This window comes from Pseudomonas syringae group sp. J248-6 (genome assembly GCF_032586995.1).
In the GTDB taxonomy this organism is placed as follows: Bacteria; Pseudomonadota; Gammaproteobacteria; order Pseudomonadales; family Pseudomonadaceae; genus Aquipseudomonas; species Aquipseudomonas amygdali.
Genome location: NZ_JAWHOP010000002.1, coordinates 318933 through 330450, shown reverse-complemented (window position 1 = coordinate 330450; position 11518 = coordinate 318933). Strand labels below are relative to the sequence as shown.

8 protein-coding genes are annotated in these 11518 nt (G+C 52.6%); 4 read left to right on the top strand and 4 right to left on the bottom strand.

Annotation, left to right across the window (positions count from 1 at the left end; genetic code table 11):
* Positions 1–41 precede the first annotated feature (41 nt).
* Genes tssE through tssA form a run of 4 tightly spaced genes read right to left on the bottom strand, consistent with a single transcriptional unit; the run spans position 42 to position 4044 of the window.
* Positions 42–449 carry a type VI secretion system baseplate subunit TssE gene (gene tssE / locus RYC17_RS03575; protein ID WP_058401381.1) on the bottom strand — a complete coding sequence of 136 codons (408 nt, stop codon included), beginning with the start codon at positions 447–449 and terminating at the stop codon, positions 42–44.
* An 8-nt stretch (positions 450–457) separates the two neighbouring features.
* Entirely contained in the window at positions 458–1933 is a 1476-nt protein-coding gene (tssC, locus tag RYC17_RS03570) for a type VI secretion system contractile sheath large subunit (protein ID WP_058401380.1), read from the bottom strand.
* A gap of 28 nt (positions 1934–1961) precedes the next feature.
* Positions 1962–2462, bottom strand: a complete 501-nt coding sequence (gene tssB / locus RYC17_RS03565) for a type VI secretion system contractile sheath small subunit (RefSeq protein ID WP_058401379.1) — start codon at positions 2460–2462, stop codon at positions 1962–1964.
* A 31-nt stretch (positions 2463–2493) separates the two neighbouring features.
* Positions 2494–4044 carry a type VI secretion system protein TssA gene (gene tssA / locus RYC17_RS03560; RefSeq protein ID WP_058401378.1) on the bottom strand — a complete coding sequence of 517 codons (1551 nt, stop codon included), beginning with the start codon at positions 4042–4044 and terminating at the stop codon, positions 2494–2496.
* Between the two features lie 599 nt (positions 4045–4643).
* On the opposite strand from tssA, the gene RYC17_RS03555 reads away from it, so the two are divergent.
* The 4 genes from RYC17_RS03555 to RYC17_RS03540 all read left to right on the top strand — a co-directional run bounded on the left by RYC17_RS03555 (position 4644) and on the right by RYC17_RS03540 (position 11518).
* On the top strand, positions 4644–5162 hold the full coding sequence (locus tag RYC17_RS03555; protein ID WP_058401377.1) for an Hcp family type VI secretion system effector: 519 nt from the start codon (positions 4644–4646) through the stop codon (positions 5160–5162).
* A 68-nt stretch (positions 5163–5230) separates the two neighbouring features.
* On the top strand, positions 5231–7264 hold the full coding sequence (tssI, locus tag RYC17_RS03550; RefSeq protein ID WP_316902534.1) for a type VI secretion system tip protein TssI/VgrG: 2034 nt from the start codon (positions 5231–5233) through the stop codon (positions 7262–7264).
* On the top strand, positions 7261–8142 hold the full coding sequence (locus RYC17_RS03545) for a DUF4123 domain-containing protein (RefSeq protein WP_316902533.1): 882 nt from the start codon (positions 7261–7263) through the stop codon (positions 8140–8142). Before tssI ends, RYC17_RS03545 begins: the two co-directional genes overlap by 4 nt.
* Positions 8132–11518 (top strand): toxin VasX, encoded by a 3387-nt coding sequence (locus tag RYC17_RS03540; protein ID WP_316902574.1) that lies wholly within the window; start codon positions 8132–8134, stop codon positions 11516–11518. Before RYC17_RS03545 ends, RYC17_RS03540 begins: the two co-directional genes overlap by 11 nt.

The window sequence follows — 11518 nt, the reverse complement described above, 5'->3', positions numbered from 1 at the left end:
GAAACAGAAAGCAACTGATTCGCGAGAATAACTTGGCATACTCAACTCACCCTCACCTTCCCGAATTCGCTGACAGTTGCGGAAAACCGAACAGCCTTTTTAATGCCGTCAGCTTTTAAAGTTGCGTCAATAAAAAATTGCAGTGTCAGCCTATTTTCCGAGTGCCCTTCAGACATAACGTAAACCTCTGACAAGCGTGGCTCATAGAGCCTGACAGCTTTCTCGATTGCCACTCGGGACTGCCTCAATATATCGTGAGCGCTCATGCTCATGTCATTCAAGTCAGGCAAGCCATAATCAGGTAGCATTTTCACGCTTCCTGCACGAGCGCCAAGCATGTTCGACAAATGTGTCGCTATCGATGCCGTTAACTGTTCTTCCTCAGAAAAGCCTGGCGGCTGTAACCTCACTTCGGCAAGGCGTTCAAAAAGACTACCGAGGCCTCTCATGGCATTACCTATTCCTTTTCCATTTTCCCGACCAGCGACAGAGTAAAATCAGCACCCATATATTTGAAATGAGGACGGATATTCAAACTGACACGGTACCAGCCAGGATCACCTTCAACGTCGCTAACAATAATTTGCGCTGAGCGTAACGGGCGTCTTCCTCGCACTTCCGCGCTCGGGTTTTCCTGATCTGCAATGTACTGGCGAATCCATTTATTAAGTTGACTCTCCAGATCCGCTCGCTCTTTCCAGGACCCGATCTGCTCTCGCTGCAACACCTTGAGGTAGTGCGCGAGGCGGTTGACAATCATCATGTAGGGCAGCTGGGTCCCCAGCCTGTAATTAAGCTCGGCTATTTTGCCTTCCGAATGGTTGCCAAAGAACTTGGGCTTTTGCACCGAACTTGCGGAAAAGAACGCGGCGTTATCGCTTCCTTTGCGCATGGTCAGCGCGATAAACCCCTCTTCTGCGAGTTCATACTCTCGGCGATCAGAGACCAGGACCTCCGTCGGAATCTTTGTCTCGATTTCACCCATGCTGTGGAATCGGTGCAAGGGAAGGTCTTCCACCGCACCACCACTCAGTGGCCCGATGATGTTGGGACACCAACGAAATTTGGCAAAACTGTCTGTCAGCTTCGTCGCAAATGCATAGGCCGTATTTCCCCATAGATAGTGCTCGTGGCTATTAGCAACGTTTTCCTTGTAGGCAAACGTTTTTACCGGGTTTTCCTCTGGCTCGTAAGGACTGCGCAGCAGGAAACGCGGCACGGTCAAGGCAAGATACCGAGCGTCTTCTTGCTGCCGGAAGCTCTGCCATTTGGCGAACTGCGGCCCTTCGAAATGATCGCTCAGATCCTTGAGGTCAGGCAGACCGGTGAACTGCTCAAGCCCGAAAAAATTGGCACCCGCAGCAGCGATGAAAGGTGCATGCGCCATACAGGCAACGCTTGAAACGTATTGCATGGTTTTGACATCAGGGGCGCTTGGCGAGAAGAAATAATTGGCGATGATTGCGCCAACGGGATTACCGCCAAACTGGCCGTACTCAGCGGTATAGACGTGTTTATAGAGGCCCGACTGAACCACTTCAGGTGAATCTTCGAAATCCTCTAGAAGATCCTGTTTGGAAACGCTTAATAACTCGATTTTTATATTTTCACGAAAATCGGTTCGATCAATCAGTAACTGCAACCCACGCCATGAAGCTTCCAACGCCTGAAATTCTACATGATGGATGATCTCGTCCATCTGGCGACTCAGCTTGACGTCAATCTCGGTAATCATCCGATCAACCAGCGCTTTTTTGACAGGCTCGTTGTTATTACGCGGCTTCAGCAACTCTTCAATAAATGCTGCCACCCCTCGTTTGGCAATGCCATAGGCGTCGTCACAAGGCTCTAATCGGGTATGCGCAATAATCTGATCGAGAATTCCATGGTGAAGCTCATTTGCGTCGCGCTGCGGTATGGCTTTTGTGTTCATATATTAATTCCTGACAATAAATCCGACATTACCGTTGCGACGCGACATCCAGGCCAAGCTCATCCAGCACGTTCTTACGCGATGTTTCATCCGTAATGACATGCTCGATGGCCTTGCGAAAAGAAGGCATGTTCCCCAGCGGCCCCTTGAGCGCCATTAGGGCGTTGCGGAGCTCCATCAGCTTTTTAAGCTCCGGAATCTGTTCGACGAGACTGGCAGGGTTGAAGTCTTTCATCGAAGAGACCTTGATGCTGACAGTCAGCTCGTCAGCTCCGCTATCACACTGCAAGCGGTCAGGCACATTCAGTACCAGTTCAAGCTCCTGTTTCGCCAATACATCATCGAAATTATTCTTGTCGATACTGATTGATTTACGCTCTTCAAGCTTTCGCTCGTCCGCGCGTTGTATGAAATCGCCAAGAACCAGCAACTTCAGCGGCAGCTCTATTTCTTCCTGCGCGTCACCAACAGCAGGCTTGAACGTCACGTTAATCCTTTCTTTGGGCGCTACAGAGCCTTCTCTGGCCATTTTATTTCCCCTCAATTCATTCAACTGTACATTAGCTATCAATAAATCGTTCAAGGTCGTAATGACACAGCCTCTGGTAAATTAATTCTTTGCGCGCTGCTGCCTTATCGTTCAGAGCAATTCGCTCATAACAGCTATATAACAAGCGCGATACATCCAGGAAGACCGTGGGTTCCCATACCGGCAAGCGTGCTATTTTAAGTTCTTGATCAAGGTACTCAAGTTGAACCTTCGCCAACTCGTATTTTTTTGCATCTATACAGAGACGTGCGATGCATAGTTTGCAGAAAAATCGCTCTCGCCCACCCTCTACGCCGTTCAAATGATCATTCACCAATCGCACAGCGGCCTTAAGCCCTTTTTTCTGCAAAACAGGCAGGACGTCTTGGTACAACGAACTTTGTTCTGACACGTCATTCTGAATTTCGCTGCTATGTGCGTTACTGACATGGACCTCGGGAAGCAGAATATAAGCGGCGATCCACTGTAACGTCTCCACGTCTGCAAACGGCACACCATCGTGAAAGCGAAGTTCAACAAGGTCTGGAACGCGATTTAAAAGCAAAGCAAATTGAACCTCCACCTCGCGCATTGCCGCTTCGCCACCTAAAGCTTTCAGACAGCTCCAGACCATTCGCTGACCATCAAACCAAAAAGGCGAGCCTGCAAGACTTGCTTCAATATCTACAATAAGGTCTGCGTAAAGACCCTGTTCGAATCGCTCTTGGTAATTACTCAGCTTGTCAGCCGGCAATCTCCTTAACTGCGTTATTTTCTCACTGTTTCTCTCAGGAAGACTGTCCACCGCGTACCAGACCTGCGAACGACCAAGGCGAAAAGCCCGTGGGTCTGTAGTTTTTTGCTTGAGCCACCATCTGCAAAGGCTGCGTACGGTACTCTCTTGCAGACTTAAAGTTCGCTGAGCATCTCTCTCGTTGTCAATGTCGGAGTCACTTGAAAATAACTGAACCGCAGCCTGCTTGACTCGCTCCACCACCTTGACAGGCTCTTTCTCAACCTGCTCAGCGCGCAGAATCATACGGGCGAGCCGTCTTCTCAACGGCAGCAACAACGGGGCATCACTTCCCAGATACAGATTGAATATTTCATCCAATCCATCAAGCTGTCTGAGCAGTTGCTGGAATTCAGGAAGCTGGTGAGTAATGGAAATATCTTCTCCCAGTGCCTTTTCAAGTTTTAGCAAGAGCCATTGCATGCTCGCCGAACGTGTTCGTAACTTTCTGGGATGAAAAAGCAGCCAATGCTCTTTGCACAAATAATGAATCAATCCCAGGCCCGCAGATAACCCAATAACAGACTCGCATTCATATAGAGCCCAGGCCAGCCAGCTGGCGACGCGTAAGTCTTTGGAGTGGTTTGAAAGAATATGTTCACAGCCCTCTCTGATCCGCAGCCAGTCTACGTTCACCTCCCCGAAAATAGCCTGCGCACCGCCCAACTCACGCTCCAGGACTTCAAATGCCGTAGAAAAACGAATGTCTTCGCCTGCGTAATCGCCCGTCGCGACAGGGTGCCGAGCCAGATCCAGATATAGAATGGAGAGCTTGTCTTTACTGGCCACTGCTCACACCCCCACATAGCGTGCACTTCATTGTGAAAAACTTTTCCAGCCACTCATAAAACCAGGCAGACTTTATCGCCATAAAAACCAGCAAGCAAGTAGACACCCGAAAGATATTAAACTTTCGGAAAATTCTTACACCCGAGCAGAGCAAATATGTAGGAAGCAATTAATTTATGTACCAAAATATTTATAGCTTTAATCATCCGTTGACCGGATACGCTGCCACATGCCTGTCAGAACTCACAGATGTATTCGATCTAAAATTCACCGAAAGGGACTACTGAACGGCCAACAACCTTGTCAGGAGAACGTGCGAAAAATGTGACCCTCCACACAGAAAGACCACATATGAAAATATTAATATTTTTAGATAGCCGCTTGGAAAACTGCGCAAAAAAATGATAACGGTGCGCAAAAGCTTGCACAATTTACTTGAAGAAAACTCACTACAAGCGTCTTCTGCATATCCTGTAAATGGCCAAACCAGCTGACATTACTGACTTAAGAGATACCTGGCACGTAACTTGTTATAGCAATGCTTCGATCTCCAAGCCGATTCGCTTGTGAGGCGCCATCGACTGCAAGGAAGGACGTTAATGCCTACACCCGCCTATATGACTGTCATAGACGCCAATCAAAAAACGCTGACAGCAGGAGCTTTCACAGCAGACTCTGTCGGCAACGTCTATCAGGAAGGCCATGAAGATGAAGCGATAATCCAGGCATTCAGCCATAACATTATTACACCCTGTGATACGCAGTCAGGTCAGCCTGCTGGCCAACGCATTCATGGGCCTGCTTGTGTCACAAAAATTTTTGACAAAACCTCGCCATTGCTTCTGGAGGCCCTTTGTTCGGGCTCAACACTGAGCAAAGTCGAAATCAAGTGGTACCGGACGTCTATCGATGGCAAGCAGGAACACTATTACACCACCACCCTTGAGGATGCGGTCATCGTCAACATCAAGTCTTACATGCACAACTGCCAGGATCCAAAGAACTCGCACTTTGGACACCTCGAGGACGTTCAATTCAGCTATCGCAAAATAACCTGGGATCACGTAAAGGCGACTACTACCGGATCTGATGACTGGAGAAGTCCAAAGTCGGCTTAACTCCACTGCCCCGTCAGTCCGACAGGATCGGCGGGGTTTTCATAAACCGGCTAGGCACGGTGGTCCATATGACGCTGAACCCCGCTGATCGACCTTACTTCAGCCTGAGCGTCGACGGCCTTGAGCATGACTTTCAAATCCTTTCATTTACCGGACATGAGGCCATCAACCAGCCCTTCTGCTTTACGCTTGAGCTGGTCAGCGAGCGCATGTCGCTCGACCTTGAAGACCTGCTGAATCGTCCTGCATTTCTGCAGTTCGCGCCAGATGCTGGCGGCATTCATGGCTTGATTGATCAGGTATCCCAAGGCGACTCCGGCACACGCCTCACGCACTACTCGATCACCCTGCGCCCGCATCTGGCCCGGCTCAGGCATCGCACCAATCAGCGTATTTTCCAGAATCGCACCGTGCGGCAGATCATTGCGCAGGTACTGAAAGAACATCACCTGCTGACCAATGACTACCGCTTCAAACTCGGCACCAAATACGCCAAACGGGAATACTGCGTGCAGTACAACGAGTCGGATCTGCATTTCGTCCAGAGACTGTGTGAAGAGGAAGGTCTGCACTATCACTTCGAACACAGCCCCACAGCGCACCAACTGGTGTTTGGCGATAACCAGATGGTATTTCCTAAACTCGATTCGGTGATCTATCGCCGGGACAATGGCCTGGTGGCCGATAAGCCGGTCATAAAGCGTTTCAAGCTGCGCCTGGAAACCCGCGTCAACCGCACCACTCGACGCGATTACCACTTTGAAAAACCCCTTCTGAAGATGGAAGGTTCGGCGGATATCACTACGCAGCCTGATCTTGAGGACTATGACTACCCCGGCGGTTTCACCCACCGTGATCAGGGTCTGCAACGGGCGAATCGAGCCCTTGAACGCCACCGCCATGATTACCGGCTGGGCGAAGGTCAAAGCGATCAGTCTCGCTTGGTCAGCGGTCATTTTCTGCCATTGTATGGACACCCCAACGAGGACTGGAATGATCGGTGGTTGCTCACTGAGGTGCGTCACGAGGGTCGCCAGCCTCAGGTTCTTGAAGAGTCCGCACATAAAATCCAGAGCCCTGACAACTTTCAACAGGGCTATCGCAATACCTTTTTCGCTACTCCCTGGCAGGCCTTGTATCGCCCGCCTCTGCATCATCCCAAACCGAGAATATTCGGCAGTCAGACTGCAGTGGTTACTGGCCCGAAAGATCAGGAAATTCACTGCGACCGGCATGGCCGGGTCAAGGTGCAGTTTCATTGGGACCGTGAAGGCGGCGGCGATGACAAGAGCAGTTGCTGGCTGCGCGTGTCGTCCAGCTGGGCTGGTAATCGCTACGGTGGCATGACCATTCCGCGGGTCGGCATGGAAGTGCTGGTGACGTTTCTGGAGGGCGACCCTGACCAGCCATTGATCAGCGGTTGCCTGTACCACGCCGAACACATCCCGCCCTACGACTTGCCTGCGCATCAGACGCGCAGCGTGTTCAGAACCCTGAGCAGCCCCGGCGGCAATGGCTCCAACGAACTACGCATCGAAGACCGGGCTGGTCAGGAGCATATCTACATCCATGCACAGCGCGACTGGGACCAAAACATCGAGCACGAGCAGAAAATAAGAGTCGGTCATGAGCGACACGACCGGGTCGAGGGCAACAGCTACAGCGAGTTCAAGGCTGAGGAGCATTGCACTGTCGATGGCAACCGGCTGACCGAAGTCAAAGCGGACGATCACCTGACGGTGAGTGGAACACAGCACATCAGAGTAAGTGATGGATTACTGGCACACGCCGGGCAGGAAATTCATCTCAAGGCCGGTAACAAGCTGATCATCGAAGCAGGGCTGGAGATCACCTTCAAAGCCGGTGGCTCCTTTATCAAAATCGACGCCGGCGGCGTGACGGTCAACGGCTCGCAGGTGAAGCTCAACTCAGGAGGCAGTCCTGGGAAAGGCTCGGAGGCGGCCCCGCTCTTGCCAGATTTGGCAGTACAGCCAGATGGGGGCGATTCAGGTGAAATGCTGGTTCCCGCACAGACACAGGCGATAAAACGCACGCCATTTTGTGAGGAATGCGCACAAGCAGCCGAGAAGGCAAACAAATGAATCATGCCAATTATCTGTTGGTTGATGGCATGTTGCGGTCTGGGGCCGTAAAGCAGCTTTATCGGCGTGACGAGCATCTTGAGATCGTTCCGCTGTATCTGGGCACACGTTGGGCTGGAGTCATGGATCTAGGGCCGATACTTGTACACGCACCTTATCCATCCAGACTGATAGAAGAGTGGCACCAACATCCTGAACAGCGGGCCGACGGCTGCATTTTTTTCAGCGATGCGCCTTTGAAAATCGTCTCGGCGCATTTGCAGCAGTTTCTGAACCCGGTCGATTACCTGGGTAACTCAAGTCTGCTGCGTTTTGCAGATCCGCTGGTGATGCATTACTGGCTATCCAGCTACGGAGCTGAACAGTTAAGCCCGACGCTCGGGCCTATAGATCAACTGTGGGTCCAATCCCCTTTACGCAGTTGGCAGCGTAGTCTCGGCTCAACCATCACCACATTTGTTAATCAACGTCCGCAACAAACCTCTCAGCAGGGCTTCACTCTGCTGTGCGATCCGCAGTTGAAAGCCTTTGAAAGCTGTTATCGATGGCTGTTCGAAGAACGCATTCATGACTGGGTCAAGGCTCACGATCCGCAAGCCTTCGTGAAGCAAAGTGATGATCAGATCGAAAGCTGGCTGAATCAAGCTTTGGACAGCGGGCTCGCGTGGGGACTTATCAGTGAATACGCATTAGCCACATGGGCCGACATCTGCCACGACTGGGGTCTGGATTTCATCAACTCGCCACAAGGTCACTACACCTCCTGGCAGACTTTATACCCCGAGCATCAGCACCTGGCCCCGGAACTGCGCATAGCCGCGCTTGATGAACACCGTCAAAAAGTCCGTAACGACAGGGATGCCCCGCATGACAGATAAACACGGCACACACCAGCAACGACGCGCCGCACTGTTCCCCAAAACCCCGGCGACAGCCACCAGCCTTTGCCCGTTCAGAGGACCCAACGTCGCCATCGTGCCGGTGCGCTACGCGCTGGATCGCTCCCGCTACGACGTCACGCCGGAGCAACTGAAGCCGTTGCCGAAACAGGGCAAATGGGCGCTGATGCCGACACTGAAAACACGCAGCTACACCCTTCGCCAGCTGTATGACGGCTACGTCTATGTGTTCGACGAAACGGCCGGGACGCTGCATGAATATGTCGCCTCAGCAAACAACGGCCATCTGAGCCGCATTGTCTGGACGGACGCGCAGATCGGCAGTGACAAGCGAAGTGGCGCCAGTGATGGCAAGCCCTTTCTGCTCTACCCGAGACGCAACACACTGCACATCGCCTTTTCCCCGCAGCAATGGACATGGCGAGTTTGCGAGCACATGCGCTCCAGCGCCCCAAGCCGCGCGCTGTGGATGAAAGCGCTGGATCTGGCCAGCTACTGCATCACCATGGCCGAGCCGGACACGCTGCCGTTGAACCGTATCGCCGAGGCGGTGGCGGACATCGACAAGGGCCATGTCACTGACGACGGCCGTTTCGCTGACTCGGCAATCCCCACTGCTCGCCCGCTGGCGGAAGATGCAGAAACCAATCCGTTATGGACACCGCTGGGTGCTGACGTTTTCTGGCAAGGCAGCGTCGATGATCAGGACAGTTCCCTGCTCATCGCCCTTGATGACCCGCTGGCCGTTTTCAATGATCTGGGCATGCAACTGGCCGCTGATCAGGCGGCTTTTCGCGACTGGCAAGCCAGGCACGAACACAAAATCCAGATCGCCCAGACCGTCTCCGGACTGTGTGGTGCCGAGAGCGACCCGCAAAAACTACCAGCGTCGGTGCGCGGCAATGCGGCTCGCACGCACCGGTACCTGAGCGAGGTCGAAGCGTACTTCGAGCAATGCATCCTTGAAGAGGCACAGATCAGCAGCAGCAACGTTCCCGGAGATTTTCTGCTGCTGCCGGACATGTTCAAGAGCCTGGACATGCGCAAATCGATCGAAGCACGTTACGGCAGCGTCCCTACCGAAAAGGCCGCGCAGGCCTGGAAAGATCGCCACAAATGGCGGCGCGAAGTCGATCTGGCCAGCGCGCGTCAGTATCTTCAACAGCATCTGCCAAGCGGAGATGCACTGCTGCAGCAGGTGCGTGATACGCAACGCGATTTTCAGCTCTGGGCAACACATATCGGCACAGACCCGCTCAAGCTGTTTATCGATACGACCCGCCCAACACAGCTGCTGTACCTGCAAACGATCATGCTCAACCTGCAGATCATTTACGCCCAGGACAGCGCAGCCACCACCTGGCTGGCCGAGCAGGAAGCCAACGCCAGCACGCTGTTTGGCAGCTTGCGCTACGGCTTCTCACCCGCGCTCAAACAGGCGTTGCACCAAGAGGCCGACGCGCTATTAAACGGTCTCGGCGACGTCACCAACCTCGCCACACGCATTGGCGAACTCAATGGCGCCCTCAATCACCAGGGCTTTGCCGACAAGCCGTGGATGAAGGCGCTTAAGCAACCTGTTCAAGGTACCTTCAAGGCTCTCGGCGAACTGGCCAGCGGCGCAGGCAAGGCAACGCTCGAGAGTATCCTGCTGGCCTGGGTACCCATCGACAGCCGCATGGCTCTGGGCAAACAGCAGAACATCGTAGCATTGCTTCGCACCCTGTTGATTGGCCAGATTTTGCTTGATTCGAAGGCGCGTATTGCAGTCGATCAACAGGTATTCACCAAGCTCAAACAGTGGATACGCGAGTGGCAGGTCCTCAACAAGCAGATCAGCGATACCCGTCGCCGGTGGCTATATCCGAATGCCTACAACACACGCCAAAGCACCGCTCGCAACCTGCACGCCCATAAACAGAAACTGCGCGTCCACGAACTGAGCATTCCCGCTCTGCTCGACTTCCAGAACAACGAATACGCCAAATTACTGCAGGACGAGATTCGCCAGTACTTCCAGTCCGGCAAAACCCTGGCCAAGGACTGGCTGGCCCAAGCCAAACGCTGGACCGACCGACTCGGCGGCACTGCGGGCTCGATCACTTGGGGTGTGATCATGTTCAATTTCATCAATACCGCGCTCACTTACCGGGACGTTACTCGTGATGGAGACTTCAGTGCCAAGGATATTGGCAAGGTTACGTATGGACTGGGGTACAGCTTCAATCTGTTGATGGCGGTGTTTGTTGAAGCACCATGGAGCGTCATCAGGGATGCGACGCCGGTGCTGATTGACGGCAAGAATGTAGGGGTTCTGGACAGGTCCAGTGCGTATTGGAAAGCCAAGGGAAATGTAACCTGGGCTGATGCAATACGAGGGTTCAGGGTTTCGATGGTGGCAATGGGTGGGTTTGGGGTAGCGGCTGCTGCTTTAGAAGTCTTGGATATCCAAAATGACCTAACGCAAGCCAAGACTTCCGAAGAGAGGATAGCGATGCAGGTAAAATTTGCATCAGTGCTCATGATGGGAGCAGGCAGTGCCATTCAATTAATTGCGGGGCTTTTTCCATCAATCACCATCACTGCTGTGGCGATGAGTCCGTGGTTTAGTCTGACTTTACTGCTTATAGGTGCAGTGTACCTATTCGCTACAACGGCCTTAAACTACTTCAAGCAGGATAGTATAGGTTGGTGGTTGCGAAGATGCTGCTGGTCCAAATCGATTGACTCCCGATACTCAACGGACGCAGGAGGCCAGCACGAAGAAAGGCTTGCCCTCCTCACAATCCAGTTAAGCCCTCAGGTTCACGTAAAAACCACCACGCGCATTGAAAGTCGTTATCTTGGCAAAGGTGACTGCTACAGCACCCCCGTGCAAGACGGCGCTGGCGTGCAGATTCTTTTGCCAAGCGCGGTACGCGGACAATCAGTGCACTTCAATATCATCAGTAGCAAACGCCCATGGGGTGTGCTTCCCGTGGAAAAAATAGATTCTCCGGTGCAGCAGCCATTCCTGGAGCGAGGGCAGTTCAAGCAATCTGGCCATTTTGGAAAACTTGACAATCAAGCGGCCCGAAACGCTTACGAGGATTTTACCTTTCCGCTTATGCCCCCGGAAGGTGAAGACTTGATCTGGGAAACCTGGATTCCCCTTGAGGAAGAAGCTACCTATCTGGAACTACAAATATGGTATTCCGACAGCCTGATTAAATTTAGCCAGCAGGACATCGGCTACCTGTATCAACTCGAGCTAAATAGCGAGGGCGATACCAAGGTCGACGGCTTGGCCAGTGCGGAACTGGGAGTAAAATTGCTCGACCGAAGCCGCGCCTTGACACTTGAAATAGCGGAGTAA

What these genes read in the sequence shown, in the direction of transcription:
- tssC (WP_058401380.1), bottom strand. Translation starts at nt 1,933, where the DNA reads ATGAACACAAAAGCCATACCGCAGCGCGACGCAAATGAGCTTCACCAT.
- RYC17_RS03555 (WP_058401377.1), top strand. Translation starts at nt 4,644, where the DNA reads ATGCCTACACCCGCCTATATGACTGTCATAGACGCCAATCAAAAAACG.
- tssI (WP_316902534.1), top strand. Translation starts at nt 5,231, where the DNA reads ATGACGCTGAACCCCGCTGATCGACCTTACTTCAGCCTGAGCGTCGAC.
- tssE (WP_058401381.1), bottom strand. Translation starts at nt 449, where the DNA reads ATGAGAGGCCTCGGTAGTCTTTTTGAACGCCTTGCCGAAGTGAGGTTA.
- tssB (WP_058401379.1), bottom strand. Translation starts at nt 2,462, where the DNA reads ATGGCCAGAGAAGGCTCTGTAGCGCCCAAAGAAAGGATTAACGTGACG.
- RYC17_RS03540 (WP_316902574.1), top strand. Translation starts at nt 8,132, where the DNA reads ATGACAGATAAACACGGCACACACCAGCAACGACGCGCCGCACTGTTC.
- RYC17_RS03545 (WP_316902533.1), top strand. Translation starts at nt 7,261, where the DNA reads ATGAATCATGCCAATTATCTGTTGGTTGATGGCATGTTGCGGTCTGGG.